This is a genomic window from Stappia indica (genome assembly GCF_020177335.1).
Taxonomy (GTDB): Bacteria; Pseudomonadota; Alphaproteobacteria; order Rhizobiales; family Stappiaceae; genus Stappia; species Stappia indica_B.
In genome coordinates, this window is record NZ_JAIVMG010000007.1 from 1 (window position 1) to 26,937 (window position 26,937).

General features: G+C 65.5%; 24 protein-coding genes and 1 pseudogene. 13 read left to right on the forward strand and 12 right to left on the reverse strand.

Translation table 11 applies throughout. The features are described 5' to 3' along the window. Positions 1–966 (forward strand): annotated as a pseudogene (locus LC062_RS10735) (hypothetical protein); the annotation flags it as partial. A 47-nt stretch (positions 967–1,013) separates the two neighbouring features. Next, a complete protein-coding gene (gene fliP / locus LC062_RS10740) occupies positions 1,014–1,730 on the forward strand; it encodes a flagellar type III secretion system pore protein FliP (RefSeq protein WP_224911225.1) in 717 nt (238 codons plus the stop codon). Between the two features lie 9 nt (positions 1,731–1,739). Here fliP and LC062_RS10745 read toward each other — a convergent pair whose 3' ends face one another. The 5 genes from LC062_RS10745 to LC062_RS10765 all read right to left on the reverse strand — a co-directional run bounded on the left by LC062_RS10745 (position 1,740) and on the right by LC062_RS10765 (position 8,732). Further along, positions 1,740–5,564, reverse strand: a complete 3,825-nt coding sequence (locus tag LC062_RS10745; protein ID WP_224911035.1) for a hypothetical protein — start codon at positions 5,562–5,564, stop codon at positions 1,740–1,742. Positions 5,565–5,736: 172 nt separating this feature from the next. Then, a complete protein-coding gene (locus LC062_RS10750) occupies positions 5,737–6,510 on the reverse strand; it encodes a MotE family protein (protein WP_224911036.1) in 774 nt (257 codons plus the stop codon). Beyond that, on the reverse strand, positions 6,507–6,992 hold the full coding sequence (locus LC062_RS10755; RefSeq protein WP_224911037.1) for a DUF6468 domain-containing protein: 486 nt from the start codon (positions 6,990–6,992) through the stop codon (positions 6,507–6,509). Before LC062_RS10755 ends, LC062_RS10750 begins: the two co-directional genes overlap by 4 nt. Then, on the reverse strand, positions 6,989–8,218 hold the full coding sequence (gene fliM / locus LC062_RS10760) for a flagellar motor switch protein FliM (RefSeq protein ID WP_181758660.1): 1,230 nt from the start codon (positions 8,216–8,218) through the stop codon (positions 6,989–6,991). Before fliM ends, LC062_RS10755 begins: the two co-directional genes overlap by 4 nt. Positions 8,219–8,225: 7 nt before the next feature. After that, positions 8,226–8,732: a flagellar basal body-associated FliL family protein gene (locus tag LC062_RS10765; protein ID WP_224911038.1), complete on the reverse strand. Its 507-nt coding sequence runs from the start codon at positions 8,730–8,732 to the stop codon at positions 8,226–8,228. A 278-nt stretch (positions 8,733–9,010) separates the two neighbouring features. Here LC062_RS10765 and flgF point away from each other — a divergent pair, with 278 nt between their 5' ends. From flgF to flgH, 4 genes are read left to right on the forward strand one after another with little or no spacing between them, the layout of a single operon-like run. Beyond that, on the forward strand, positions 9,011–9,748 hold the full coding sequence (gene flgF / locus LC062_RS10770; RefSeq protein ID WP_224911039.1) for a flagellar basal-body rod protein FlgF: 738 nt from the start codon (positions 9,011–9,013) through the stop codon (positions 9,746–9,748). 22 nt (positions 9,749–9,770) lie between these two features. Further along, on the forward strand, positions 9,771–10,553 hold the full coding sequence (flgG, locus tag LC062_RS10775) for a flagellar basal-body rod protein FlgG (protein WP_224911040.1): 783 nt from the start codon (positions 9,771–9,773) through the stop codon (positions 10,551–10,553). Positions 10,554–10,581: 28 nt separating this feature from the next. Beyond that, the gene (flgA, locus tag LC062_RS10780; protein ID WP_224911041.1) at positions 10,582–11,553 is read left to right on the forward strand and encodes a flagellar basal body P-ring formation chaperone FlgA; all 972 of its coding nucleotides are present in this window, start codon (positions 10,582–10,584) and stop codon (positions 11,551–11,553) included. Then, entirely contained in the window at positions 11,550–12,302 is a 753-nt protein-coding gene (flgH, locus tag LC062_RS10785) for a flagellar basal body L-ring protein FlgH (RefSeq protein ID WP_224911042.1), read from the forward strand. The genes flgA and flgH overlap by 4 nt, the downstream gene beginning before the upstream one ends. Before the next feature lie 292 nt (positions 12,303–12,594). Here flgH and LC062_RS10790 read toward each other — a convergent pair whose 3' ends face one another. The 3 genes from LC062_RS10790 to LC062_RS10800 form a co-directional block, all read right to left on the reverse strand. Beyond that, positions 12,595–13,680 carry an HD-GYP domain-containing protein gene (locus tag LC062_RS10790; RefSeq protein ID WP_224911043.1) on the reverse strand — a complete coding sequence of 362 codons (1,086 nt, stop codon included), beginning with the start codon at positions 13,678–13,680 and terminating at the stop codon, positions 12,595–12,597. A gap of 504 nt (positions 13,681–14,184) precedes the next feature. Further along, positions 14,185–14,601 carry an RNA polymerase-binding protein DksA gene (gene dksA / locus LC062_RS10795; RefSeq protein ID WP_224911044.1) on the reverse strand — a complete coding sequence of 139 codons (417 nt, stop codon included), beginning with the start codon at positions 14,599–14,601 and terminating at the stop codon, positions 14,185–14,187. A gap of 182 nt (positions 14,602–14,783) precedes the next feature. Next, complete coding sequence (locus LC062_RS10800) at positions 14,784–15,203, reverse strand: flagellar assembly protein FliX (protein WP_224911045.1); 420 nt, start codon at positions 15,201–15,203, stop codon at positions 14,784–14,786. Between the two features lie 257 nt (positions 15,204–15,460). On the opposite strand from LC062_RS10800, the gene LC062_RS10805 reads away from it, so the two are divergent. The 5 genes from LC062_RS10805 (at position 15,461) to LC062_RS10825 (ending at position 20,072) form a co-directional block, all read left to right on the forward strand. Continuing rightward, positions 15,461–16,573, forward strand: a complete 1,113-nt coding sequence (locus tag LC062_RS10805) for a flagellar basal body P-ring protein FlgI (protein ID WP_224911046.1) — start codon at positions 15,461–15,463, stop codon at positions 16,571–16,573. Next, positions 16,573–16,899: a rod-binding protein gene (locus tag LC062_RS10810; RefSeq protein ID WP_224911047.1), complete on the forward strand. Its 327-nt coding sequence runs from the start codon at positions 16,573–16,575 to the stop codon at positions 16,897–16,899. The genes LC062_RS10805 and LC062_RS10810 overlap by 1 nt, the downstream gene beginning before the upstream one ends. Beyond that, positions 16,896–17,393, forward strand: coding sequence for a flagellar protein FlgN (locus LC062_RS10815; RefSeq protein WP_224911048.1), 498 nt, complete (start codon positions 16,896–16,898; stop codon positions 17,391–17,393). The genes LC062_RS10810 and LC062_RS10815 overlap by 4 nt, the downstream gene beginning before the upstream one ends. 399 nt (positions 17,394–17,792) lie before the next feature. Next, entirely contained in the window at positions 17,793–18,167 is a 375-nt protein-coding gene (locus tag LC062_RS10820) for a flagellar protein FlaG (RefSeq protein WP_224911049.1), read from the forward strand. Positions 18,168–18,251: 84 nt separating this feature from the next. Beyond that, the gene (locus LC062_RS10825) at positions 18,252–20,072 is read left to right on the forward strand and encodes a tetratricopeptide repeat protein (protein ID WP_224911050.1); all 1,821 of its coding nucleotides are present in this window, start codon (positions 18,252–18,254) and stop codon (positions 20,070–20,072) included. Positions 20,073–20,093: 21 nt separating this feature from the next. On the opposite strand, the gene LC062_RS10830 is transcribed toward LC062_RS10825, so the two are convergent. From LC062_RS10830 to LC062_RS10845, 4 genes are read right to left on the reverse strand one after another with little or no spacing between them, the layout of a single operon-like run. Then, positions 20,094–20,801, reverse strand: coding sequence for an acylneuraminate cytidylyltransferase family protein (locus LC062_RS10830; protein ID WP_224911051.1), 708 nt, complete (start codon positions 20,799–20,801; stop codon positions 20,094–20,096). Further along, complete coding sequence (locus LC062_RS10835; RefSeq protein WP_224911052.1) at positions 20,798–21,550, reverse strand: class I SAM-dependent methyltransferase; 753 nt, start codon at positions 21,548–21,550, stop codon at positions 20,798–20,800. The genes LC062_RS10830 and LC062_RS10835 overlap by 4 nt, the downstream gene beginning before the upstream one ends. Next, positions 21,547–22,740 carry a polysaccharide pyruvyl transferase family protein gene (locus LC062_RS10840; RefSeq protein ID WP_224911053.1) on the reverse strand — a complete coding sequence of 398 codons (1,194 nt, stop codon included), beginning with the start codon at positions 22,738–22,740 and terminating at the stop codon, positions 21,547–21,549. The genes LC062_RS10835 and LC062_RS10840 overlap by 4 nt, the downstream gene beginning before the upstream one ends. Continuing rightward, positions 22,737–23,606, reverse strand: a complete 870-nt coding sequence (locus LC062_RS10845) for an N-acetylneuraminate synthase family protein (protein ID WP_224911054.1) — start codon at positions 23,604–23,606, stop codon at positions 22,737–22,739. Before LC062_RS10845 ends, LC062_RS10840 begins: the two co-directional genes overlap by 4 nt. A gap of 333 nt (positions 23,607–23,939) precedes the next feature. Between LC062_RS10845 and LC062_RS10850 the strand changes: the two genes are divergently transcribed. Together LC062_RS10850 and LC062_RS10855 are read left to right on the forward strand one after the other, a co-directional pair. Beyond that, positions 23,940–25,328: a flagellin N-terminal helical domain-containing protein gene (locus LC062_RS10850; RefSeq protein ID WP_224911055.1), complete on the forward strand. Its 1,389-nt coding sequence runs from the start codon at positions 23,940–23,942 to the stop codon at positions 25,326–25,328. A gap of 220 nt (positions 25,329–25,548) precedes the next feature. Next, positions 25,549–26,937, forward strand: a complete 1,389-nt coding sequence (locus tag LC062_RS10855) for a flagellin N-terminal helical domain-containing protein (protein WP_224911056.1) — start codon at positions 25,549–25,551, stop codon at positions 26,935–26,937.

The window sequence follows — 26,937 nt, forward strand, 5'->3', positions numbered from 1 at the left end:
GCCGCCGGTGCCGCCGTTGCCGGTCTGGCAAAGGGCGCCGCCGGACAGGCGAGCTCGACTTCGGCCGCATCCGCGGCGCCGGCTCCGTCCACAGGCACCCGCCCCGAGGCTCCCACGCCCCGGCCGCCGGCGCCCGCACGGCGAGAACCGCAACCGCCGGTCCGCCGCACCATCACCCCGCCATCCTCCGGCCCCGCCGCCACCGCGCGCACGGCCTTCCCGCAGCTGGGCGAAGAGGATCGTGCCGCACGCAGGGACAGCACCCTCCGTCCGCCCGAGCCGGCCCCGGCACGCCCGGCGGAAGGCGCGGAACCTGCGACGGGCGTCAAGCTGCCGCTTGGCGATACGCCTGCCCCTGCCGGCGCAGCCCAAGCACCAACGGTGAAACCGGAAGCACCCGCAAAGGCAGAACCGGCGCCGAAGCCCGAGGTCTCGGTCAAGCCCGAAGCGCCCGCTGCCCCGGTTACCCCGGTTGCCCCCGAAGGTGCGGAGAAGCCGGAAAGCCCGGCAACGCCCGAGGTCGCCCCTGCAGCGGTCAAGCCGGAAAGCCCGGCCAAGCCGGACACCGCCGCTCCTGCGGCGCCCGCAGCGGCCGAGCAAGAACTGTCGCTTGAGGATGCGCTGCTCGGCGAGTTCACCCAGGCGCGCAAGGCACCTGCCGCACCGGCGCCTTCGGCTCCGGCATCCGCAGGCCCGACCGAAAAGCCGACCGTCATCGCCTCGGAGCCGGAGGCGGACAAGCCCGCCGCCAAGGATCCGGTGGACGAGACACCAGCGCAGAAGCCGGCGGCCACGCCTGCCGCCGATGACGCTGCTGCGGATAAGCCTGCCGAGGCGGCCGACACCAAGGCCGACGACAAGCCGGACGCACCGGCCAAACCCGACAATGGCGCGATCACCATCGACGCCATCGAAGAGGAAATGGCCAAGCTGCTCAGCGAGATCAGCGGACCGAAAGGCAAATGACGCCACACTTTCGCGGCGGTCCGCTGAGGCGCACCGCCGCGGTTGTCATGCTTGCCGCCACCGCCCTTGCCGCCGCCCTGTCACCGGCGGCGGCGCAGGATATCTCCATCGGTTTCGGCGAAGGCACCACGCTCACCGAACGGGCGGTTCAGCTTGTCGCCCTGCTGACCATCCTCAGCCTGGCGCCGTCGATCATCGTCATGGTGACCAGCTTCACCAGGATCGTGGTGGTGCTGTCGTTGCTGCGCTCGGCGATCGGCCTGCAAACCGCCCCGCCGAACGCGGTGATGACCAGTCTGGCGCTGTTTCTCACCGCCTTCATCATGGCCCCGACCTTCGAGGCCGCCTATGACGAGGGGGTGCGGCCGCTGGTGGAGGGTACCATCGAGCTGAACGAGGCATTCGATCGCGCCGCCATTCCCTTCCACAGCTTCATGCGCGCCAATGTGCGCGAGAAGGATGTGATGCTGTTCGTGGAACTGTCGGGCCAGCCGGTACCCGAGCGGCCGGAAGACCTCAGCCTGCGCATTCTGGTTCCGGCCTTCATGATCAGCGAGTTGCGCCGGGCCTTCGAGATCGGCTTTCTGCTTTACCTGCCGTTCCTGATCATCGACCTGGTAATTGCCTCGGTGCTCATGTCGATGGGCATGATGATGCTGCCGCCAGTGGTGATATCCCTGCCGTTCAAGCTGATCTTCTTCGTGCTGGTGGATGGCTGGAACCTGATCGCCGGCAGCCTGGTGAAAAGTTTCGTCGGCGCCTGACGCGCCGGCTCAGCCCGCCGGCTTGCTCGCCACCTGTGTCGGCACCAGATCGTTGGGCACCGCTTGCCGCACGGCACGCGCCGGCTCTGGCGCCTCGCCTGAGTTGGCGATCGGCACCTCGGCGTTCCGCGGCCTGAGATACTTGCGCTGATATTCCGACAGGAAGATATCGAGGGAGTCGATCGCCTCCAGCCGGTCGACCACCGACATGAATTCCACGCCACGGTCTCCGGCCTGCCGGGTGACGACATCGAAGGCATCCGCCTCCGGGCTGTCGCTCATCTTGGTGGCGAATTTCGACTTCAGCCGGCTGAGGCTGAAGGCATCGTCCGCAAGGGAATAGGCAATCGCCGCCTTGAGAATATCCGCCCGTTCCTGATCGGCCAGCGGGATCGGGTCGGACCAGCGCCCGCCAACGATGCCCTCCAACTGCTCGCCCGCCTCGCGCCAGCTATGGGCAGCCCACAAGGTGTCCGCCCGCAGCCGCTCCACATCCTCGCCGCGCATGTTGCGCACGATCTCCAGCGCCAGATCCGGACGCCCGCTTTCTGTCAGCGCCCGCGCCTCCACCATGTTGCGCTGCCGCTCCAACTCCCGGGGAAGCTTGGCCTGCCGGGTCTGGCTGAGAACGCGAAGGGCTTCCTCCGGCTTGCGGTCCATCAGGTAGACCACACCGAGATCGGCGGCGATCTGCGCCCGGGCCGCCCCCTTCAGCCGGTGGTCGACCTGATGCTTCAAGAGCTCGGCCGCCTGGTCCAGCAGGTCCATTGCCACCAGACGGTTGGCGAGCCGCCGCACCATCTCGTCCCCACGCCGGCCAATCGGCATCATCTCGCGGAAGTCGTAGAACAGGGCCAGAGCCTTGACCGGCGCCATCGCGTCGGCGCCACCTTCCAGGAAAAGCTCGGCGAAGACCGCCCCCATTTCGTCCTGCAGCAGGCGTGCGGTCTCCGCATCGCTGTTCGCCTGCAGCGCCGAGGTCATCGCCTCGAACGCCTGACGGTAATTCCCGGACTGAACCCGCAGCTGGGCAAGAAAGCGCAGCGCCTTCAGCTCGATCTCGTCACCGCGCCAGGAGGTCGCCAACCCGGCAAGACGGTTGGCCGCCTCCTCGGTGGCAATGTCTCCATCCCGGTGCCGGATCCGCAGCGCGCGATAGGTCGCCTCCGCCGCCAGCGGCCGCTCGTCCGAGCGGGCGACGATGTCGAATGCGGTCAACGCCTCGCGCGACCGGCCCGAGGCATCGGCGATCCGCCCGCGCAGAATGTCGTAGCGACCCGCCTGCGCGCTGTCCACCTGGCTGGGATCGATCTCCGACAACACCGCGGCGGCACGGCCGAAATCGTTGATCTCGACAAGGCTCTCTGCGGCGGCGAGATTGAATTCGGTCTGAACCAGCAAGGGATAATTGCCGATCACCGCCCGGCCGCGCGGCTGAGCGCTCTTTGCCCCGGTCCAGTCGCGAAGGCGCGTCAGGTTGATCGTCTTCCAGACCGCCGCATCGGCGTTGTTTTCCAACCCCGGGCGCTCCAGATAGGCCTCCGCCTCCTTCGGGCGCACCGCCAGCGATTGTGCCGCCCCCATCAACAGATTGAAGCTCGGATCCCGGACCAATGCCGGATCTTCGTCGGCGGCAAGCCGCATCAGGCCAAGCGCCTCATGCGCGAACCCATGCGCCAGATAAAACCGCGACAGGTCCATACGCGGCCCCAGCCGGTCCTCCGGCGGCGTATTCGCGCTGCGAAACTCCAGCGCCTTGATCTTGTCGAGAAAGTCCTCGGTCGTGCTGGTCATCAGGTGACCGAGGTCGATCTGTCCCGGAACAGCCGGATCGGCAACCGCCTTCAACACGCGCGATCCGTCGTTCAGCTGACCGTTGGAGATCGACAGGCCGCGAGGGCGCTCCACCATCACCGCGTCGCCGTCGATCTTCACGTCGAGATCGTCGGTCCGCGGCAGGATGGCAACCCCATGGGCCGACATCAACGCATCGAATTCGGCAAACCGCTGCGGCTTCAGCAAGCCCCGCGCCGGGCCGAAGCCGGTGATCACCGACACCGTGTCGCCGACGAAGGGGTCCTCGATCTCCCGCAGGTTTTGCGGGTCGTGGAACGGCACCCGGATCACGGTCCCGCCATCGCCGCGCACATTGCGCTCCAGAGACAAGGGCCGGGACGGCTCCAGGATCGTATTGCCGATGGTCATCACCCAGGCGCTGCCGTCGACACCGACGGTGGCCAGCGCGTTCTCGCCGAGATCGATGCGGATGACCTGCCAGTCGGGCATCTCGGTCACCTCGACCGCATCGACCATGTCGTCGAGCACCGAGCGCATTCCACGCACATCGATCGGATCAGCGGTGTCGAGCACCATCCACAGGCTGCGGTGACGGCGGAAGACGGCGGAGGACACCGGCTCGGCGAAGGGAAAGACCACGCGGACGATATCGCCAATGCGCCGGGCCTCGGCCGTGACCAGCCGGCGTGCCTCGTCCTCATACCCCGCAGGCGGCGCCTCCGGCGACAGGGCAACCGCATCCGCGATCCCCCCCACATCCGGCGTCACCCGGGTCAGGTCGATCGCCTCCGGCAATTCGGCCAGACCGCCGCGGGAGGATGGCGTTTCCGCCTTCTTCTCAGGCAAATCGGCGGCCTTCGCCGCTACGGATGCCTGCTGTGCGGGCACCGAACCTTCGGCCTTTGCAGCCGGGGGCGCTGGCGACGCGGCCGGTTCGTTCGTCTCCGCCTCTTCCGACACGGGTACGGCAGGTGCCTCGGCAGTCGGCGCCGGATCGGAAGCTGCTTCGGCGGCGGCTGGGGTGGCGGCCGGCTTGGTGGCCGGCAACGGTGCGCCCGTCACCGTTTCGCGCGGGGCCGGCGACACCTTGGGCATCTCGCCCTCCGGGGCCGGCTCGACCTCGGTGCGCGCAGCCACCGGGTCTTTCTTCTCCGGACCGGCCGGCGCGAGCACCAGTTCGCTCGCCTTCGCGGGCGTCTCCTCCGCCGGGCTCAGCGCTTCGTCAATCGCCGCGTTGACCGGATCCACCTCCATTGAGCGCGGGGTCACGTCGACGATGTAGCTGTCCTCCTCGCGGAACGCGCGAATGTCCACGTCCGGCTCGATGCGCAACAAAAACTTCAGCTTGCCCTCATCGGTAAAGGCGGTGGCATCGACGACCCCCGGCGGCAGATGCGCGCGCAACTGCCCCAGATCGAGGTCAACCGGGTGATTGAACGTCACCTTGACGAGATCGCCCTCCCGGACGAAGGCGGAATCGAAGGCAAGGTTCCACTCAAAGGCCAGGCGGGTGAAGGTCGGATGCGTGCCGATGCGCAGCTCCACCTTCGGTTCGACCTGCCCGCGCAGGCGTCCCTGCTCCAACGCCCGCGCCCTGCGGATGGCCTCCTCCGCCCGCCGTGCCAGCTCGCGGACCACGTCGTCGGGCAATCCCGGCGGCATGCCCTGCCAGTTCGACGGCAACAGATCGATGAACAGTTTCTCGCCCGCCTCCATCGTGTTGATGCGATGGTCGCCGGTCAGGGCGAAGCGCAGGGCCGAGCCATCCGGATCGCGGCGCGCGATCGAAATGAATCCCGGCAGCTTGACCGGCACATGATCGACGGATGTGCGCACCTCGTCGCGAAACCGGATGCGCAGCACCCCGTTGGCGACCAGCGCGTCATACTCGGGCAGCAGCGTGCGGTCCTGGAAGGTCAGCACCAGACGGCCATACCCGTCCTGCTGCGCGGCACGCACATCCACGCGCAAGGGCTCGGCATGCGCAGGTGCAGCCCCTGCAAGGGCCCCGGCCAGCACGATCAGAGCCGGCAGCACCGCCCGCACCGCCCAACGGGCGGCGGACCTGACTGTCCATGCACTCCGACCCCTGTCCGTCACCAGGCTTCCCCATCGCTCGCCATTCGAGCGCTCAGTCTACGCATGGCGACTTAACGCCACCTTTCACGCATCGAGGCAAGCCCCACGCGGCCGAAAGCCCGTTTGCCGATCAGTTTCCCCGAATTTTCGGAAGTTCGGCCGGAACCGTCTCCACGGTGGCCATGGCCGCATCTCCGCCCTTGACCAGCGCAACGGTCAGCCGCTCGCTGGCCTCGGGAGACATGCGCGCCATCACATCGGCCATCTTGCGCGGCTTCATCTGCTTGGCCACCTGCAAGAGGATATCCAGATCCAGCCGATCGAAAATGCGCGCCGCGTCCTTGGCCTTCATCGATTCATACATGATGACCAGATCGCGCAGCTCCTCATTGCGCTTTTCTTCCCGCTCTTCCTGTAGCGACTTGATGCTGGCCTCCAGCGCCTTCAGGTCCTCGACCTTCTTTTGCAGCCGCGCCTCGCTCGCCTTGAGAATTTCCTGCCGCAGGTCGAACTGCTTTTCTCGCTTGTCGAGTTCGCGGCGACGACCGCTCAGCGACTCCAGCACCTTGCGCTCGGCGATCGAGCCGCCCAGTTCCAGACTTCCGGCCGGCAGACCGCCCCCCGGCGGCAGTGCCGTCTCTCCCGGCATGGCGGCGGTTGCCGCCGCACCATCGGCCTGGGGCGCCCCTGAACCGGGCGCATCCGCGCCCGCCGCAATAGTCTCCGACGACATTCCCGCGTCCTCTCCCGCAGACCCACCCGCCGCCGAAGCGGACTGCGCAACCGCCACCGACACCGGCGACGGCGCATCATGGCCGTCGTTCAGCGCGAAGCCGATCAGCTTGAGCAGGAACAGCGCGCTCGCCGCAATGACGAGCGTGGGGATCAGACGCAGGCTTGTCACGCAGCTTGCTCCGCCGCGCGCTTGCGGAAGTGCTCAAGCCGGGCGCTCGCCTCGATGGCGGCGGAACGAATGTCGCTGGCCCTGATCGGCGCGGCCGGCGCCGGCGCCGGTGCAGGTCGCTCGGCGACGGACTGGGTGGCCTGCGCCGCCGGCTTCGCCGCTTCGGCGATCTGCGTGATGCGCTCCAGCACGGTGTTGCCCTCGCCGATCTGGTCGGACAGCTCCCGCGACAGGCGCTCGGCCTCCACCAGCCGCTCGCCTAGGGTCCGGTCCGCCTCACCTGCGGTCGCCTTCAGACCCAGGATCGCCCGTTCGGCGATCTCCGAAGCGGTGATCAACTCGGAAATGGTGGCGCGCAGGCTTTCCTCATCGGCGCGCAGCCGCTTCAGCCGGTTGTTGAGGACGACGCAATAGCCAATGGTCACCAGAAGCAGGATGGCGACGAGGCTTTCGATGATCAGTCCAACGGGCAACGTGCTCATGACGGGTCCATTTCTTTTTGCATGGCGCGTTCGAATGCGGCCAGCGTCATTTTTGGTTTTTGCAATCCCTTGTCGACGCGGATCGCGATCGCGTCTTCGTCCTTGCCCATGGTGCCCGATGTCAGCGGAATGCCGCCGCACTTGATGGCCACGGGGTCGTTCGGGGAAATGTCGAACAGCAGGGTCTCGCCGACCTGGAGATCGAGCACCCGTCCAAGCGGCATGTGGGTCTCGTACAGCACCGCATCGATGTCGATTTCCGCGGCATAGATCTCGGTCGCCAGATGGCCCTCCCAGATCGGATCGCGGCCGAACTTCTCGCCCATGAACATCTGCAGCAGCAGATCGCGGATCGGCTCCAGCGTCGCATAGGGCATCATGATTTCGATCTTGCCGCCGCGATCCTCCATGTCGATGCGCAGCTCGACGAGGATGGCCGCATTGGCCGGACGCGAAATCGCCGCGAAACGCGGGTTGGTCTCCAGGCGCTCCAGATTGAAATGCACCGGCGACAGAGGCGAGAACGCCATCTCCATGTCCTGCATGATCAGTTCGATCATCCGTCGCACGAGATTGGTTTCGATCGTCGTGTAGGGCCGCCCCTCGACGCGAACCGCCGACATGCCACGGCCACCGCCGAGCAGCACGTCGATGATCGAGTAGATCAGGCTCGATTCCACCGTGCAGAGACCGAACCCGTCCCACTCCTCGGCCTTGAACACGCCGAGGATCGCCGGCAGCGGAATCGAGTTCAGGTAGTCTCCGAAACGCACGGAGGAAATGGAATCGAGTGACACCTCCACATTGTCGGAGGTGAAGTTGCGCAAGGAGGTGGTGGTCAGCCGCACCAGCCGGTCGAACACGATCTCCAGCATCGGCAGACGCTCGTAGGAGACCATCGCCGAGTTGATGAGTGCGCGAATGCCGCTCTGGTCGGCGGCGATCGTGTCTTCGATGTTGAAGCCGAGGAGATTGTCGATCTCCTCCTGGTTGAGGATGCGATCGGCGCCGCGCGTCGCGCTTTCCAGCTCCGGCTCGCTGTCATCGATCATCGCCGCCCATTGGGCGGCCATGTCGTCGCCGCCAGCGACGCCCTGCTCCTCCAGCGCCGCCCCCCAGGCGGCAGCCAGGTCCTCGTCGTCCTCGTCCTCGCCGTCGCGCTGTTCAGCCAGCGCTTCGCCCCAGGCCTCGTCGATATTGCCAAGATCGTCTTCTTCGGCCGCCATCGGACACCTACTGAACCAGGATTTCCTTGAACAGCACGCCATCGACGCGTGCCGGATAAACCGCCGTGTTGATACGGCGCAGAAGCTCCTCCTTGAGCCGAAACAGGCCGGACGACCCTTCCAGATCAGCCGGCCGCAACTCTCTCAGGTAGACCTGAAACGCATCGAGAATGCGCGGCAGGAACGGCTCGATCTGGGCAATGGTATCCCGGTCCTGAACCTCCAGCGCGATCCGCACCTTCAGGTAGGTCGCACGTCCGTCGGTCGACAGGTTCACCGTCATCTCCGGCAGATCGTAGAACACCACCGGGCGCTGCGCGGGCGCCGCCTGTTCTTCGGAAGCCCGAGGCGCCGCATCGCCGCCGACCCCTCCGAGGAAATACACCCCGGCACCGCCGGCGACCAGGAGCAGCACCGCTGCTGCGGCGATGAGGATCAGCTTCTTGCGGCCACCGCCGCCAGCGCCTTCCTGCCCCTCGCCTTCGGCCTCGACCGCGTCCGCTTCGGCTGCCATTCCCTGCCCCTCATCCGCGCCGCCCTCGCGCGTAGATTAGTTTCTAAAGTCATAATGGTTAACCGTTCGTTACCAAATGGTTAACGGATTGCAGAACGCGGCAAGTTTTGCCGGGCGGTAACATTTTCGGCCCGTTTATTCCCACCTTTGGCCGACTCGAAACAGCCTGATGTCAATCTTTTCAACAAGATAGAAACTGGCACGGTCCGTGCTTCATGGTTAACGAGCACCCGATCTGGGGAGATGGGCGCTCGCTGGGGAGCATAGGAACGGACACGATGGAGAATTCCTTGCTGATCGGGCTGTCGCGTCAGACAGCCCTGCGCAATCAATTGAGCGTGGTGGCGAACAATCTCGCCAACATGAACACCACCGGATACAAGGCCCAGCGCCTGATGTTCGAGGAATATCTGATGCCCGTAGCGGAAGCCACGAGCTTCCAGGAGCAGGATCAGAACTATTCCTACGTCCTGGACTACGGTGCGTCGTCGAATTTCGACGCCGGCGCCACGTCCATGACCGGAAATACCTTCGACGTCGCGCTTGGAAGCGAAGGCTGGTTCGCGATCCAGACGCCGGACGGCGAGAGATACACCCGCAACGGCGCCTTTCACCTCGATTCCACCGGGCAACTGGTGACCGCCGACGGCCGTCCGGTTCTCGGCGAGGCCGGCCCGCTGACCTTCGGAACCGAGGACGCGGACATCACCATCGCCGAGGATGGCACCATTTCCAGCGCGCTTGGCGTGCGCGGCCGGCTCAAGGTCGTGCAATTTGCGAATCCGCAGACCCTGACCCGGATCGGCGACAACCTGTTCGCCGGCAACGATCCGCAGCCGGCCGATGGCATTCGCGTGGTTCAGGGCGCGATCGAGCGCTCCAACGTCCAGGGCGTGACCGAGGTGACCCGCATGATCGAGATCACCCGCAACTACACCACCGTTTCGAAGATGATGGCCGATGGCGACGAGCTGCTGAAGAAAGCCATCGACCGACTCGGCTCGGTTCAGGCCTGAGCGGCGAAAAGGAGAGTTTCCGATGAAGGCACTTCACATCGCCGCGACCGGAATGCGGGCGCAGGAACTGAACGTCGAGGTCATCTCGAACAACGTCGCCAACATGCGCACCACCGGCTACAAGCGCCAGCGCGCCGACTTCCAGGATCTGCTCTACCAGAACCTGCGCCGGATGGGCACCACCTCCTCCGCCTCGGGCACCATCGTGCCCACCGGCGTGCAGATCGGCTCCGGCGTGAAGACCGCCGCGACCGCGCGCATCATGAGCCAGGGCAACGTCGCGCCAACCGGCAAGGAACTGGACGTCGCCGTGCGCGGCGAAGGATTCTTCCAGATCGACCTGCCCGATGGCGGCACCGCCTACACCCGCGACGGCTCGTTCGAGCGCGATGCCAACGGTCAGCTCGTGACCATCGACGGTTATGCGGTGCAGCCGGGCATCGTCATTCCCGAGGACGCCCGCGACATCACTATCAGCGCCGTCGGCGAGGTCCAGGTGCTGGATGGCAACAATGCCATTCAGGTTCTGGGTCAGTTGCAGATCGCCCGGTTCGTCAACAAGTCGGGCCTTGAGGCGATCGGCGACAACCTGTTTCTGGAAACCGAGAGCAGCGGTGCGGCCGTGGTCGGCAACCCGGGCGATGCCGGCTTCGGCGATCTGATGCAGAAGCATCTGGAAATGGCCAACGTCGAGGCGGTCGGCGAGATTTCCGATCTGATCGCCGCCCAGCGTGCCTACGAGATGAACTCGCGCATCATCAAGGCCGCCGACGAGATGTCGGCCACCACCTCGAACCTGCGCTAACGCCAGAATGACCCGGAAGGCGAACCCCATGTCGTTCACACGGACAATTCTTGCCCTGGCGCTGCTCATGTCGGCCACGCTGCCAGCCGTTGCCGCCGGCACGCTGCGCTCCGAGGTTCAGGTGGCCGCCGCCATCGTCACCCTGGGCGATTTCTACCCCGACGCCGGCCCGCTGGCCGCAACCCCCTTGTTCCGCGCCCCCGATCTCGGCACCCGCGGCACGGTTCCCGCCGCGATGGTCGCCGAGCGCGCCCGCGCCGCCGGCTATGCGGCGGCCGGCACAGACGGCTTGCGTCAGGTCACGGTGGAGCGTCTCGCGGTCACCATCGGCACCTCCGAGCTGGAAACCGCGATTCGCGCGGCTCTGGTCGAGCGCCATCCGCAGCTCGACCCGGAGGCGCTGGAGATCGCCTTCACCGGCGCCCCGGAAATCATCCGCGCCGACGCCTCGATCCCCGATCCGCTGCGCGTCACCGCCATCAACTGGCACCCCGCCTCCGGCCGCCTCAGCGCCCGGCTGCAGATCCACACCGGCGCACGCCTCGAAAGCCGCCAGGTCACCGGCACGGCGACGGAAATGGCCACGGTCTTTGCCGCCGCCGCACCGCTGGACCGGGGCGCCATCGTCACCGCCGCCGACCTGAAGCCCCACCGCATCCCCCGTAGCCGGCTGACCGGCCAGCAAGTGGCCGACATGGCCGCCATTGCAGGGCTTGCCGCACGGCGCAGCATTCGCCCGGGTCGGCCACTGATGAAGACCGACTTCGAAGAGCCGACCCTGGTCCGGCGCGGCGACAAGATCACCCTCTACTACCGCGTCGCCGGCATGACCCTGACGACCATCGGGCAGGCACTGGCCAACGGCACCGACGGCGACGTGATCGACGTTCTCAACCTTCAATCCCGCCGGACCGTTTCCGGCACCGTCAAGGCGCGCGGCCAGGTCGAGGTCGGCCTCGCCCGCCACCGCATGGCACAGCTTCAGGAGACGATCCGATGAACGGGAGCGCCCGCTACACCAAGCCGCTGCTGGCTGTGACCCTCGCGCTTGTCACCGCCGGCTGTGGTGCTGCCGACCGGTTGTCCCAGGTCGGAAAGGCCCCGGCCCTGTCGGCGATCCAGGACCCGACGACCACGCCAGGTTATCGTCCGGTGCAAATGCCCATGCCGACACCCCAGTCGGTGCACTACAACTCCAATTCGCTCTGGCGGTCCGGCGCCCGCGCCTTCTTCAAGGACCAGCGCGCCGCGCGGGTCGGCGATATCCTCACCGTTCTGGTGACCATCTCCGACAAGGCCGAGTTCGATAACGAGACCGAGCGCAACCGGGTCGGCAGCGATTCCAGCGGCACCGGCGGCGCCGTCGGCGCGGCGATCAACACCCTGTTCCTGCCCGCCGGAACCGCTTCGGAAAACCTCGTCACCAGTTCCGGAACCTCCACCTTCAAGGGCAAGGGCAAGGTCGACCGTGAGGAAAAGCTGCAGACCAAGGTCGCCGCAGTCGTCACCCAGACATTGCCGAACGGCAACCTGGTGATCGAGGGCCGTCAGGAGATCCGGGTGAACTTCGAGGTGCGCGAGCTGATCGTCGCCGGCGTGGTCCGGCCGGAGGACATCTCGGCCAACAACACCATCGAAAGCGCCAAGATCGCCGAGGCGCGGATCGGCTATGGCGGACGCGGCCAGATCACCGATGTGCAGCAGCCGCGCTACGGCAGCCAGGTGCTCGATATCGTTCTGCCCTTCTAACCCCCAATCGTGCACTCCGCACGGCCGTGCCCGTGCGGAGCCACCCCCATACCAGACAGAAAAGGCCCCCGTCCGGCCTCCCCAGGCCCTAGCGTCTCGCCCTGCCTCTCCCCGGCGAAGGCAAGACGCTCTCTCCCCAGCCGTTCCAACGCTCCCCAGGCGCGAACGGTGAACGGGCACGGCCCAATGCTCCCCGGCAGGCCGTGCCCGTTCCAGCTTTTCACCGCCCCCAAGACCAAGCTGGAGACACATCACAAAGAACAGCCGGCTCCATCCATCGCACCGGGCAATATCAGGCAACCTCGCCCAGGGGATGATGCCGGCAGGTGAGGCATCCATCAGTGGTCACCGAACGCGCTGGCTCAGGCGTCTTCGTGACCGCGAACACCGGCTCCAGCACCAGCCCGCGAAACGCCCGCAACAAAGGCTGATCGAGCTTGTCCTTCATCTGCATCAGGTGGCCGATTGCCATGCGCGCCGTCATAGGCTCCTTGTAGGCGCGCCGTTCCGTCAGCGCCGCAAAGATGTCGACGATCGTCAAGAGCCGCACCAGCGGCGAGATCGCGTCACCGGAAATGCCATTCGGGTAACCGCTGCCGTCGAGATATTCGTGATGGCAGAGCGCCGCCTCAATCACCTGCCGGTCCACGCCCTGCTCGCGCATGAGCGCCTTCGCTCCGCGTTCCGGATGGCAGGCGATCAGCGCCCGCTCGTCCTCGGTCAACGGGCCGTCCTTTTCCAGAACCGAGATCGGGATGAACAACTTGCCGACATCATGAAGCAGGCCCGCCTGGGCCAAAAGCAGAAGATCCACGCGCGGCAGACCGAGGTAGCGCCCGAAGGCCACGGCAGTGCCCGCGACGTTCATCATGTGGCGGCAGGTTTGTCCGTGATGCAGCTCGATCGCCTTCAGCCAGCGGGCGAACCCCTCGTCTTCCACCGCATCGCAGATGCTGGCCGCGCTCTGGTCCAGAGCCGCCATCGGCAGTGGTTTTTTCCCGCGCATCGCCGAACAGAGCCGCCGATGCAGCAAATCGCTCTGCTTGATCGCCGAGGCAATCTGCCGGGAGCAGGTCTCCAGTTGCCGGTCCAGCGACTGCTCCAGCACCGCCGAGACAGCCGCCACGATATCTGCCTCGCGGCTGCGCGGATCGAAAATGCGTTCGATGCCGATGGAGTGCGCCTGAACCTGCGCCGTGCGCCCGGTGTCCGGCGAAAGAAAAACCGTCTGCTCCCGCAATCGCGCGCCCCCGGCCAACCGCTCCAGATGCCGCACCGCATCCGCAGACCCGAGAAACGAGTGCACAACCAGACATGTCGCGCTCGTAACGTCCTCGGGCCCCACCTCCGCGAAGGGCACCGATCGCACGCTAAACATGGACCAGAGCGTCCCGAAAACCGGAATCTTCTCAAGCTTTGCGTCGAAGATTAAAAGAACATCCCGCATCGCTCCCCCAGATCAAAAGTTGTATATCTTTCACGCCTCTGCTCGATTGGAGATCCCTCCTCCCTCCAAGACAGAACACAGCACTCTTCTCAAAGCCTTAATCGGCAGAGCTGCTTTTTTGGAGAAGGCGAATTGTCGGTCGCGCGCGCGTGCCTGCGCCCCGAAGAAACGCATCTGCTGGCGCTTTCCTGTGTCCTGAAATGAAGGAAATCCAATGCACCCGCTCCCGGGCACAAAAAAAGCCCGGCAAGCCGGGCTGTGCGTTGTGACAGGCTCCTCAGGGGGGATCCGGGACGCGAGGACATGCAATTCCGGGATCAGGAAGGCATACCCCTTCGGAGGGCTGTCCGAGCTCGGCTGCCCGAGCTGACAAACAGAGCAGCGCAAGCCGCAGAGTTTGCCGCCGGCCCGCTGTCGCGGGCCGGCCACCTGGCTTCAGTCGTCCCGATAGACTTTTTCCCGCCGCTCATGCGCCTCTTGCGCTTCCAGCGACAGGGTCGCGATCGGCCGTGCCTCAAGCCGCTTCAAGGAAATCGGCTCTCCGGTCTCGACGCAATATCCGTAGGATCCATCGGCGATGCGGTCCAAAGCGGAATCGATCTTGGCAATCAGCTTGCGTTGGCGATCACGCGCGCGCAGCTCGATCGAACGATCGGTTTCCGACGATGCCCGGTCCGCCAGATCCGGGTGGTTCTGGTTCTCCTCCTGAAGGTTCGCCAGCGTCTCGCGCGACTCCTGGAGAAGGTCCTCTTTCCACTTCAGAAGTTTGTTCCGAAAATACTCCCGCTGACGCTCGTTCATGAACACTTCGTCCTCGGTCGGACGATACTCGGCATCCAGCTCAACCGCCATAATCTGCTCCGGCTCCCACTCCCTAACAGGCCGGGCGGAATATAGCGGGACTGCGCCCGCTCGACAATGTTGCCTTTGCGGAAAATGCGGTCAATTTTCGCCTATATTTTTCATGTAGTTATCGTGACGCTGCCCGGTTTCGCGCCAAGCGGGCCCTGACCAGGGCACCTGTTCCGCCCCCCTCAACCGGGGAAATGACCGAGCTTTGCAAGCTCCACCCTTGCGCGCAATTCGATCTCCTCGACGATGCCATCGAGGGCCGTATCGCCACTCGGCTTGCGCCGCTCCAGCAGACCAGCGAGCCGCTGCAGGCGCTCCGAAGAAATCCGTCCGCCGAGCAGATCCGCCTTCACCGCCTCCAGCGTATCGAGCAGATCGTGACCGCGGGCGAAGGCCTGACGGCGTCCCACCAGCGGATCCTCCACCTCCTGCAACGCCAGCAGGGCATCGAGCCCAGCGATTCCGGCCGCCGCCCCGCCGCTTGCCGCAGCGCTGGCTTCCTCTTGCTGATGCAGATCGAAACCGCTCCCGCTTCCCCCGACGCGCTTCTTGTTCGCGCGTCCCGCGACGCCGGCTGTGGGGGTATATCCTGTGATTCTCATGATCTGAACCGGCCTTTGAGGAGGGCATCTTCCTCCTGTAGGATTTTCCCGCTTGGTAAACGAAACGTTAACGACCCGGCAAGTTTTACCCACCACCACCGCCCAACGCCAGCAACATTTCCACCTGAACAGAAATTTATTATTATATTTCAAATAATTAAATATTCTCACATCGAACCCGCAACTTGGCACGCCGCTCGCATACTGGAAGACAAACCAGACGCCCGCGCGGGCGTCCCATAGGCGGATCCTGACCGATGACACTCGCACATGTCCTTCGTTGCCTGTTCCTCCTGACGGCGCTTTTCGCCGCCACGGGGGCGGGCGCGGCCTCACGCATCAAGGACATTGCCAGCTTCGAGGGCGTGCGGGATAACCAGCTGATCGGCTATGGCCTGGTGGTCGGCCTGCACGGCACGGGCGATTCCCTGCGCAATGCGCCCTTCACGCGCCAGAGCCTGGAAGCCATGCTGGAACGGCTTGGCGTCAACACCCGCGGCTTCAATCTCAACACCGACAATGTCGCCGCCGTGATGGTCACCGCCAACCTGCCGGCTTTCGCCACCCAGGGCACCCGCATCGACGTCGCCGTCAGCGCGCTTGGCGACTCGGAAAGCCTGCAGGGCGGCACCTTGCTGGTGACCCCGCTGCTCGGCGCCGACGGCGAGGTCTACGCCATTGCCCAGGGACCGCTCGCCATCGGCGGCTTTTCCGTGCAAGGGGATGCCGCCTCGGTGGTGCGCGGCGTTCCCACCTCCGCGCGTATCGCCAATGGAGCCCTGGTGGAGCGGGAGATCGACTTCAAGCTGGCCTCGATGACCAGCCTGCGGCTCGCCCTGCGCAATCCGGACCTGACCACCGCCCGCCGCATGGCGCTGGCGGTCAACGAGCTGATCGGCCTGCCGACCGCCGAGCCGGTCGACCCGGCCACGGTCCGCATCGACCTGCCGCGCGAGTTCAACGGCAACATCGTCGACCTTCTCACCGACATCGAGCAGCTCATCATCGAGCCGGACCTGCCGGCGCGGATCGTCATCGACGAGAACTCCGGCATCATCGTCATGGGCCAGAACGTCAAGGTCTCGACCGTGGCCATCGCCCAGGGCAACCTCACCGTCACCGTCGCCGAGAGCCCGGAGGTGGTGCAGCCCCTGCCCTTCGCCAATGGCCGGACCGCCGTGGAGCCCCGCACCGATATCCTGGTGGACGATGCCAGCGACAACCGGCTGGCGGTGCTGCCGCAGACGGTGACCCTGCAGCAGCTCGTCGATGGGCTGAACGCCCTCGGCATCGGCCCGCGCGACATGATTTCCATCCTGCAGGCGGTCAAGGCCTCGGGCGCGCTCCAGGCCGAAATCGAGGTGATGTGATGAGCGCACCCGCCATCGATACCGTTCTGGGCGCCGCGCAAGGGCGGATGATGTCCGCCGGCCCGGCTCGCCCCACCGGCGCTGCTGGCGCGGGCCTGCGCCAGAATGCCGAGGAATTTGAATCGGTATTCCTCAACACCATGCTGCAGCAGATGTTCGCCGGGCTGGAAGAGGGCGGAAGCTGGGGCGACAGCCAGGGCTCGGACGCCTGGCGCGGCATGCTGGTGGAAACCTACGCCGACACCATCGCCAAATCCGGCGGCATCGGCATTGCCGACACAATCCAGCGCGAACTGCTTGCTCTTCAGGAGACCAACGGACAATGAGCCTCGACACCCAAGCGATCGCCGAGCTGGCGCCCGAGTTCTTTTCCGGCACCATCGCCGATCGGCAAGCGGCGGAGGCGGCCTGCGATCGCCTGCGCCTGGCCATGGATCAGCTCATCGCCGTCATCGAGACGGAAACCGAACTGGTCCGCGCCGGCAAGCTCGCTGAGGCCGGCGAGTTGCAGCCGGAAAAGGCCAATCTGGTCAGCGTCTACATGCGCGGCATGACCTTTGTGCGTGACCATGCGGTTGCCCTTGGCAATCTGGCACCCGGCTCCGTGGAGGCGCTCAAGCGGCGCCATGGCGAATTCCAACCCATCCTGCGCATCAATCTCGCCGTCCTGTCCACGGCGCGGGAGGTTTCCGACACCCTGATGCGCAAGGTCGCCGAAGGCGCCGGTGTGACCCGCGCGCCCACCACCTATGGGCCAGCCGGCACTGCCCCCCGCGCGCCAACCCTCGCCGACGGCATCTCCATCAATCGGTCACTCTGACCGCCCGGCGCCCCCGCTTGCTCGCTAGCCGGCCTATCGCGGTGGGCAAGCCCGCCAGCATCCCCACCCGCGCGTCCAGTCATCGCCCCACCGTCGTCGCCCCCACGCACGGGGCGGCGCCTCGACGGCGCGCCACGTCTTGCGCGAAATCTCTTCCCTTCCAGGAACGAATCGGGAATGATCCAACACGGTTCAAACTCTGACGATTTCGTTAACGCAGTATTCAGAATTATCTTGTAAAAATATTTTCCTCGATGGCAAGATCAGCATTCCACATGCCGTCGAAGACAGTCATTTCGAGAATTGATAACCGAGGCCTATTTCCGCAAGGTTTGCGGAAAAACCTCTGGAGCGACGCGAGAATTAATCTTTCGCCGCCACAGGCGCAGGAGTAACGGGATGGAACCTGGAGCAGTCAGGACACCGGGCTACTCGGTCATCACACCGGCGATGCGCAGCGTCGAACCGGTCAATACCCCTTCGGTCGCCACCGATATTCCGCCCGAGCAGGCGGTTACCCCCAGCCGCGCGAGCGAGGCCCTGCGCCCCTCGGCGGAGAATGACCGGGAAACCGCGTCCTCTCCGCAAGGGCCGGTGAAGCGGGAAGAATACCGGGACGAGATCACCGATTCCCTGGTGTTCCGCGCCATCGACACGGAAACCGGCGAGATCCTTCGTCAGATCCCGGATGAGTCCCTGCTGCGGTTGCGCCGCGCCTTCGCCGAGACCACGCACAAGGACATGACCGGGCTCGGCCTCAACCGCAGCCTTTAGATGTGCCCCGAGCGCCGTCGCGCCGCCCCCAGCGGGCCGAATCGGCTATAGTGCGCGCCTGTTTTCTCCAGCGCGGACCCTTGGATGCCGGCACTTTCCCAGACGACCCTCACCCAGATGCGCAAGGCACTGGTGCTTCAGCGCGACGGCAAGCCGGCGCGCGCTCGTCCGATCTATGAAAAGATCCTGAAGCAGGAGCCCGACAACGCCGAGGCAGCGAACCTTCTTGGCCTGTGCTTTCTGGAACAGGGGTTTGCCAAGCGGGCGCTTCCCCTGTTCGAGCGGGCAGTCCGGCTCGCCCCGCTGGAAGAGCGCTACCGGGTCAATCTTCTCGACGGGCTCGACCGGCTCGGCGACGACGGCGCACAGCTCGCGGCAACCGAGACCGCGCTTGCCGAGCTTCCCTCGCCCACGCCGGACCTGTTGCATCGCCGCGCTGGCCTGCTGCGCAAGACCGGCCGTTTCGCCGAGGCCCTTGCCGCCTATGACGCCGCCGCCCGCGCCGCGCCGGAAAACACGGAGATCCTGGTCGAATTCGGCCAGACCCTGATCCTTGCGGGCAAGCATGAAGAGGCCGAACGGATCCTGCGCTTCGTCCTTTCCGCCGAGCCGACCCACCGACTGGCAATTCTCTCCCTCGCCGATGCGCTGAACCAGCTCGACCGCGCGCCCGAGGCGCTGGAGGTGCTGCGCATCACCGCCGACCGTTTCGCCGTCGGGCGGGATGCCGGCTACCATCTCAGCCTGGCCAATGCCCATTGGGGCTGCGGCGCCTACCGCGCCGCGCTCGCCGAGACGGACGAGGCGATCCGGCTGGGGCTTACCAGCGTGGACGCCCGGCTGTTGCGCGGCAAGGCGCTCTACCATCTCGGCCGGTTCGCCGAGGCCGCGGCGGAGCTGGAACAGGCGCTCGCGCTCGATCCGCAGCGCCATGACGCGGCCATGACCCTTGGCCTGGCGCTGCTGTCCCAAGGGGACCTGGCCCGCGGCTGGACGCTCGCCGAACGGCGTGTGGAAGCCAGGCTCAAGGGCCTGATCACCCGGCGCTTCACCCGGCCAACATGGCGGGGCGAGGCGCTAACCGGCAAGACGCTGATGATCTGGGACGACCAGGGCATCGGCGATGTGCTGCGCTCCGCCTCCATGTTCGAGGAACTGGCAGAGCGCGCGGACCGCCTGATCGTCGAGTGTCATCCAAAGGTCGTGCCGCTGCTCGCCCGCAACTTCCCGCAAATCGAGGTGCGCCAGCGCCGGCACGAGGGCGCCAATGCCCTGTTCAGCAGCGAGGATTTCGACTGCCAGTGTGCCTTCGGTGCGCTGCCGGCGCAGCTGCGCCCCGACATCGCCTCCTTTCCCGAGCGCCCCGCCACCCTCACCGCCGATCCGGTGCGCGTCGCGGAGTTGCGCAAGCGTGCGCCGCTCGATGGCACACGGCCCCTCATTGGCCTGTCCTGGACCAGTGGTAACCGGACCGGCCAGCGCGCGCGCTCCTATCTGGCGCTTGCCGACCTCTTGCCGCTCCTGTCCATCCCCGATGCCGAATTCGTGCTGCTCGACTACACCGACCGCAGCGCGGAAATCGCCGCCCTTCAGGAAAAGGCGTCGATCACCCTGCACCGCTGGGACGATCTCGACCTGTTCGACGATCTGGAAACCGCCGCAGCCCTCACCGCCTGCATGGATCTGGTGATTTCGGCCAACACCTCGGTGGCCGACATGTCCGGCGCGCTTGGCGTGCTGACCTGGCGTTTCGGCCCGGTGACCGGCACCATCCTGCTCGGTCAGGAGGCCCCGCCCTGGGCGCCGTCGACCCGCTATCTGCGCCTCGATCCGGAGCAGCCCGCCGCTGCGGCGGTGCCCCGACTAGAAGCGGACCTGCGCAACTGGCTGGCGACACGGGCCTGACCCGCGCTCGCCCCCGTCACATCACATCTGGATAGGATGAACCTCAAGATTGCGCGCCAGCCGTTCCAGCATCAGTTCGGCGACGGCGATATCGTCCGGCTCGTCGATCTCCACCACTTCCTCGTCGCTTGTCTCGAAGAAGCCGGTCCGCCCGGTCAGCCGGCAGCCCGTGCGCTCGAAGCTTTCCCGTCGGAACAGGTAGAAATTGCCGGTCTCGCGATAATACCGGTCTTCGGCCGGAATCTGTTGGCGCATCAGCCGGTTGTGTGGGTCGTAAAGCGGCTGCGGCTCGGGCAGGTTGCGCCAGATGTAGTTGCGGATCAGCCGGGCGGAGAACAGCGAGTCGAGCCCGTCTTCGCAAAAATGGCGAAACGCACCGGCCAGCGTCTCCCGGCGCCGCACCGGCGAGGTGACTTGCGGAAACAGCACCGCCTCCGGCTTGTCCGGCCCGCACATCTCATTGAGCGCATGGCGCAAGGAAGCTTCCGCCGGCGAAGTGTCGGTGGCGAACTCCGCCGGGCGCAACATCGGCACGCGCGCGCCGTGGGCCCGCGCCACCCCGGCGATCTCCTCGCTGTCGGTGGAGACGATCACATCGCGCACGAAGCCGGCCTCTCGCGCCGCCTCGATGGTCCAGGCGATCAGCGGCTTGCCGAACACCGGCACGATGTTCTTGCCCGGAATGCCTTTCGACCCACCGCGCGCCAGCACGATCGCATCACAAATCATTGCTCTTTTTCCGCAAATACCGTCACGAATGACCCCCAGAAGGCTGGTGACACCCCCTCCTCCGGCCGCTGCATGCGCTCCCAGGCCTCTGCGGTCGCGAACCGCGTGCCGAAGAACGGATACTCCACGGAGAGGATACGGAACCCGCTGTCGCGCATCAGGCGCATCAGGGACTCGTCAGTGAACAGGCTGACATGGGTCGGATCATGGAGCAAGCGGTAGCGATCGCCGAACAGGCGGGCGGCGGCGCTGGCGAAATTCGGCGTGCCGACCACGAACAACCCGCCCGGCTTGAGCGCTGTTGCGGCGCTGCGCACGAAATCGACCGGCGCATCCATATGCTCGATCACGTGATGAGCCAGGATCGCATCGCAACTGCCGGCCGGGAACGTCTCCCCCGTCAGCTCCCCGCGCAAGGTTCGCGCGCCGCTTTCGGCCGCCGCCACCTCCACCGCCTTTTCGGACGGGTCGATGCCGATCCGCTCATGCCGGTCGTCGATCTGCTCCAGCAACTCGCCAAGGCCGCAGCCGACATCGACCACCCGCCCGGAAGGGCGCGCATTGACCGCCTCGGCGATATAGGCCAGATCCGCCTTGCGCTGATCGCGTTCGGAGGCAAGGTCACGCACCCGCCCATCCGGATCGGCCTTGCCGTCCCAATATTCCTCCGCCGCCGGACGGGCCGGATAGCGCACGAAATAATCCCGCGCCCCGTAGAGCGCCAGACAGCGGTCGATGATCGACGTCACGACAGCCCCTCCACTTGGCCGGCGAGCCAGCCGGCCAGATCCGCGTGATAGCGCTTCAGCACCGCCCGTTCACTGGCGCGGATGTCACCGAACCGCTGCCGCACCGGTGCCGGGTCGGCAAGATCGCGCGCAAGCTCGGCGAACAGCGGCGAAAGGTCTGCCCCCTCGCGCCATTCATGGCAGCGTGCCGCCAGATCATAGGCGGCGAACTGACCGGCGATCTTGTGATGGGTGGCGATGCCGAAAACCGGCGTGCCGAAGCCCATCGAGGCGAGACAGGCGTGATAGCGCATCGCCACCACTGCCTCGGCCCGGCGATAGAGATCGAAGGTCGGCGCCCATCCATGCTCGCCTTGCGCCAGTCCGGCGACTACCACCCGCTCGCGCCGCAACCGGTCGTCCAGCGCGTCGAGCACCGCGCCGATGGGGCCGAAATCGGAGTAGATATGCGGCACGAACACGCAAGCCAGCGTTTCATCGGCGGCAAGCAGCTCATTGAGCCCCTTGGCGATATCGGCGGCGAAGGCCTTTGTCAGATCTTCACCGCCTGCGCCGGCATAGCGCTTGTCCGGCATATCACCGGCAAGATTGACAGCGATGAAGCGGCTGCCCTTGGCAAGGCCCGGGAGACGCCCGCCCCCCGGCTCGGCGAACAGCCCGCCGTCGGGAACGATGGCCATCGCATCCGCATAGGCCGCGCCGAGATGATCGCGGATCAGATCCGCCGACCCGTCGTTGCGTAAGGAAAAGTGGCAGTGATCCATCGCCAGAAGCGCATCGAGGAAGGAGCGGCTGCGCTCCACCGCCAGCGGGCTGACACCGCGCGTGGCGTCGCAGCCGAGCCCGTGAAACAGGATCGGCCGTCGGATGGCGGCAAACAGATCCGGCGTCGCCTCCAGATAGGTTCCAGACACCGTTGTCTCGCGCCAGAGCTGGAACAGGCTGAAACCGCCGATGACCACGAGATCGGCACGGTTCGCCTCGGCGATGAACGCCGCATCGAAGGCCCGCTCCCGCCAGTGAATGAACTGGCGCACCTCGCACGGGCGATGGTCGAGTGCGAACGGCAGATCGGCGGCACGGGTCCGGTATTCGCCGTCGTGCATGGCATTGTCACCAAGATTGCCGACGAAGGAGGCAAGATGCAGGGCCTTCAGCGGTGCCCTGCGGGGCGTGAGGGCGGCTGTCACGATGACGCCAGCGTGTCCTTCCGGCGCAGCTTTTCCATGATCGGACGCTCGCGGCCGTAAATGTCGATCACCCCGTTGCCGCGCAGTTTCTCGGCAAGACGGATCCCCTCGATCATCTCCTTCATCTGGGCACCGTCGATGGAGGCGGCCTGGTCGGAGCCCCACATGGCCCGGTCGCGGGTGAAGTGACGCTCCACCGACACCGCGCCGAAGGCAATCGACAGGATGCTGGGCAGGATGCCTTCCTCGTGCCCCGAATAGCCGATCTTCAGATGCGGGAACCGCTCGCGCAAGGTGGAAATGCCGGCGAGATTGATCTCCTCCGGCAGCGCCGGATAGGTCGAGGTGCAGTGATAGAGACAGGCGATCTCACCGCCGGCCGCCTCGATCGTCTCCACCGCGGCCTCGACGATCTTCAAATCGCACATGCCGGTGGAGATGAGCAGCGGCACCCCGCTGCGGGCCGCATGCACCAACAGCCCCCTGTCGGTGACCGAGGCGGAAGCGATCTTCAGATAAGGAACGTCGAGCGCGACCAGGAAATCCACCGACGCCTCGTCCCAGGGCGAGGCGTACCAGACGATGCCAAGTTCAGCGCACAGGGCGGCGATCCGCTCATATTCGGTGCGGCCGAACTCCAGCCCCCGCTTCAAGTCGCCATTGGTTTCGCCGAGCGGGGAGACACGCGGACGGGCAAGTTCCTCTGCGGAATAGACCACATCGACGGTGCGCTTCTGAAACTTGACCGCGTCGCAACCGGTCCGATGGGCCGCCCGGATCATCTCAAGCGCCAGATCGATGCTGCCATTGTGGTTGATGCCGATCTCGGCGACGACCGTACAGGTATCAAAGGTGAAGAGACTCATCTCGCGATCTTTTCGGGCTCGCGGCGAACGCGGCCTTAGGGCGGTTGGCCTGGCGCGTTCGCGGGTTTCGCTGGTCTTGCGCCGGCGGACGATCGTCCCCCTGCCGGTCACCGCGCGGCATCAATATCCCCGTTTGACCTGATTCGGCGAGATCTTTTTGGTCACCCGCGCTTTCACAGCAACCGTAGAGGTACCGGAGTCTTTCACTCGCCAACGTCAAATTAACCATAACGTACGTTAACTATATGTGTTTACACATGCTCTCCCCACACGGCGCTACATTGGAACTGCAACGAGAATACGTTGCGTAAACGCACCAGAAAGGTACGACCAATGAGCGATGTGACTCTTTCCGCTGGCGTTCGCCAGAATCTGCTCTCTCTCCAGAAGACCGCCGACATGATGTCAGCGACCCAGAACCGCCTTGCCACCGGCAAGAAGGTGACCTCGGCGCTGGACAATCCGACGAACTTCTTCACCTCGCAGAACCTGAACTCCCGCGCCAACGAGCTGTCCAACCTGCTGGACGGCATTTCCAACGCCACCAAGACGCTGGAAGCTGCCGACAACGGCATCAAGGGCATTACCAAACTGGTGGAAAGTGCCCAGTCCACGGCGCGTCAGGCGCTGCAGGACGGCGGTGCCGGCTCCGGCACGGTGATCGAATCCTCGTCCTCGATCTCCACCAACGGCCTGACCCCGGCCGCCGGTGAATCGATCCAGGATCAGGCCAAGCGCCAGACCCTGTCGAACCTCGGGTTCGCCGCCGGCGACACCATCGAGCTGCAGGCCACCGACACCACGACCGGATCGGTTTCAACGATCTCGATCACCGTCGGCACCACGCAGAAGGCCGACGGCTCGGGTGCCGTGGCCACCGTCCAGGACGCAGTCGACGTGATCAACGCGTCGGGTGTTGCCTCTGCGGAAGTCACCGATGCCGGCAAGCTGAAGCTCTCCGGCAGCGACACGGACACGCTGAACCTGACCGTCACCGACACCGGCGGCGACGCCTCCACGGCGACGACCCAGGCCACCTCGCTGGCCGCCAGCCTCGGCTTCGGCACCAACTCCAGCGTCGACCTGTCCGATCCGGCCGATGGCGACTATGTGGATGCCGGCGAAACCGCCGTCACCTTCACCGATGGTGCCACCGCCGGTGCAGCCGACAGCCTGTCGATCACCGCCCAGGCCAACCCGGCGGCGAACTCCACCTCGCGCCAGAAGCTGGTGTCACAGTTCAACGATATCATGGGTCAGATCGACAAGCTGGCCGCCGATTCCTCGTTCAACGGCACCAACCTGATCGACTCTTCGTCGTCGAAGCTCACCGTTGCCTTCAACGAAAAGCGCGATGCGGCCTCGAAGTCCGAATTGACGGTCAGCGGCAAGGACCTGACCTCGTCCGGTCTGGGCATCTCCCAGGTGACCAGCCTCAGCGACGCTGAGGCGAATGCGACGCTCGACGACCTCAGCGCCGCGCTCGGAACCCTGCGCGAGGCGTCCTCGACCTTCGGTTCGAACCTGAACACGGTTACGATCCGTCAGGACTTCACCAAGGACCTGATCAACACCCTTCAGACGGGTGCGGACAACCTGGTGCTGGCCGACACCAACGAGGAAGGCGCCAACCTCTTGGCGCTGCAGACCCGCCAGTCCCTGTCGACGACGGCCCTGTCGCTGTCCTCGCAGGCCGATCAGGCAGTGCTGCGCCTGCTCTGATCCTTCGGAGCCAGGACAAGCCTTCAGGGGCGGCGGGACAATCCCGCCGCCCTTTTTTGTGCCCGGCTCGTCATGGTTAGCCAACCCCTTACAGAGGCGCCAAAATCCCTGCCCGGACAAGACCGCATTAACCTTAACTTAGTCTTTCCGCTCCTAGTCTGGCCGCAAGCCTCAGGACGAGGCTTGCCATGAATTTTGGACAGCCAGAAAGGATTTCCGAATGTCCGATATCACCCTTTCCGCCGGTGTGCGCCAGAACCTGCTGACGCTGCAGAGCACCGCAGACATGATGGGCATGACCCAGAACCGTCTTGCCACCGGCAAGAAGGTCAACTCGGCCCTCGACAACCCGACCAACTTCTTCACCTCCCAGGCCCTGTCGGCCCGCGCCAACGACCTCAACAACCTGCTTGACGGCATCGGCAATGCCATCAAGACGATCGAGGCTGCCGACAACGGCATCACCGCCATCACCAAACTGGCGGAAAGCGCCCAGTCGACGGCGCGGCAGGCCCTGCAGGACGGCAGTGCCGGCTCCGGCACCGTGGTGGAAAGCTCCTCCTCGATCTCCACCAATGGCCTTGCGCCGATCGCCGGTGAATCGATCCAGGATCAGGCCAAGCGTCAGACCCTGTCGAACCTCGGCTTCGCCGCTGGCGACACCATCGAGGTGCAGACCACCGACACCGAAACGGGTCAGGTCTCCAGCATCAGCATCAATGTCGGCACCACCCAGAAGGTTGACGGCTCCGGTCCGGTTTCGACCGTGGCCGACGTGCTGGATGTCATCAACGCCTCGGGCACCGTCACCGCCGAAGTCACCGATGCGGGCAAGCTCAAGCTGACCGGCTCGGACGCCCAGACCGTCAACCTGTCGATCACCGACACCGGCGGCGACGCCTCCACGGCGACGACCCAGGCCACCTCGCTGGCCGCCAGCCTCGGCTTCGGCACCAACACCAACATCGACCTGTCTTCGCCCGCCGATGGCGACTATGTGGATGCCGGTGAAACCGCCGTCACCTTCACCGACGGCGCCACCGCCGGCGCTGCCGACGTCCTGTCGATCACGACACAGGCCAACCCGGCGTCGAACTCCTCCACCCGTCAGAAGCTGGTCACCCAGTTCAACGACATTCTCGGCCAGATCGACAAGCTCGCCGAGGATTCCAGCTTCAACGGCATCAACCTGATCAACACCTCGTCGTCCAAGCTCACCGTTGCCTTCAACGAAAAGCGCGACGCGGCCACCAAGTCGGAGTTGAAGATCGGTGGTGAGGACCTGACCTCCTCGGGGCTCAACATCACCAAGGCCACCAGCCTCAACGACACGGAAGCCAACGCCGCGCTCGACGAGTTGGCCAACGCCCTGATCACCCTGCGCGAGGCCGGATCGAAGTTCGGTTCCAGCCTCTCCACGGTGCAGATCCGCAAGGACTACACCAAGGCCTCGATCAACACCCTTCAGACGGGTGCGGACAACCTGGTGCTGGCCGATACCAACGAGGAAGGCGCCAACCTCCTGGCGCTGCAGACCCGCCAGCAGCTCTCGACCACGGCGCTGTCCATGGCCTCCCAGGCCGACCAGGCGGTGCTGCGGCTCTTCTAA

Excerpts from the sequence above, each read along its gene's own strand:
- fliP (WP_224911225.1), top strand. The coding sequence starts at position 1,014 with ATGCTTGCCGCCACCGCCCTTGCCGCCGCCCTGTCACCGGCGGCGGCG.
- LC062_RS10755 (WP_224911037.1), bottom strand. The coding sequence starts at position 6,992 with ATGAGCACGTTGCCCGTTGGACTGATCATCGAAAGCCTCGTCGCCATC.
- fliM (WP_181758660.1), bottom strand. The coding sequence starts at position 8,218 with ATGGCGGCCGAAGAAGACGATCTTGGCAATATCGACGAGGCCTGGGGC.
- LC062_RS10765 (WP_224911038.1), bottom strand. The coding sequence starts at position 8,732 with ATGGCAGCCGAAGCGGACGCGGTCGAGGCCGAAGGCGAGGGGCAGGAA.
- flgF (WP_224911039.1), top strand. The coding sequence starts at position 9,011 with ATGGAGAATTCCTTGCTGATCGGGCTGTCGCGTCAGACAGCCCTGCGC.
- flgG (WP_224911040.1), top strand. The coding sequence starts at position 9,771 with ATGAAGGCACTTCACATCGCCGCGACCGGAATGCGGGCGCAGGAACTG.
- flgA (WP_224911041.1), top strand. The coding sequence starts at position 10,582 with ATGTCGTTCACACGGACAATTCTTGCCCTGGCGCTGCTCATGTCGGCC.
- flgH (WP_224911042.1), top strand. The coding sequence starts at position 11,550 with ATGAACGGGAGCGCCCGCTACACCAAGCCGCTGCTGGCTGTGACCCTC.
- LC062_RS10790 (WP_224911043.1), bottom strand. The coding sequence starts at position 13,680 with ATGTTTAGCGTGCGATCGGTGCCCTTCGCGGAGGTGGGGCCCGAGGAC.
- dksA (WP_224911044.1), bottom strand. The coding sequence starts at position 14,601 with ATGGCGGTTGAGCTGGATGCCGAGTATCGTCCGACCGAGGACGAAGTG.
- LC062_RS10800 (WP_224911045.1), bottom strand. The coding sequence starts at position 15,203 with ATGAGAATCACAGGATATACCCCCACAGCCGGCGTCGCGGGACGCGCG.
- LC062_RS10805 (WP_224911046.1), top strand. The coding sequence starts at position 15,461 with ATGACACTCGCACATGTCCTTCGTTGCCTGTTCCTCCTGACGGCGCTT.
- LC062_RS10810 (WP_224911047.1), top strand. The coding sequence starts at position 16,573 with ATGAGCGCACCCGCCATCGATACCGTTCTGGGCGCCGCGCAAGGGCGG.
- LC062_RS10815 (WP_224911048.1), top strand. The coding sequence starts at position 16,896 with ATGAGCCTCGACACCCAAGCGATCGCCGAGCTGGCGCCCGAGTTCTTT.
- LC062_RS10820 (WP_224911049.1), top strand. The coding sequence starts at position 17,793 with ATGGAACCTGGAGCAGTCAGGACACCGGGCTACTCGGTCATCACACCG.
- LC062_RS10825 (WP_224911050.1), top strand. The coding sequence starts at position 18,252 with ATGCCGGCACTTTCCCAGACGACCCTCACCCAGATGCGCAAGGCACTG.
- LC062_RS10830 (WP_224911051.1), bottom strand. The coding sequence starts at position 20,801 with ATGATTTGTGATGCGATCGTGCTGGCGCGCGGTGGGTCGAAAGGCATT.
- LC062_RS10845 (WP_224911054.1), bottom strand. The coding sequence starts at position 23,606 with ATGAGTCTCTTCACCTTTGATACCTGTACGGTCGTCGCCGAGATCGGC.
- LC062_RS10850 (WP_224911055.1), top strand. The coding sequence starts at position 23,940 with ATGAGCGATGTGACTCTTTCCGCTGGCGTTCGCCAGAATCTGCTCTCT.
- LC062_RS10855 (WP_224911056.1), top strand. The coding sequence starts at position 25,549 with ATGTCCGATATCACCCTTTCCGCCGGTGTGCGCCAGAACCTGCTGACG.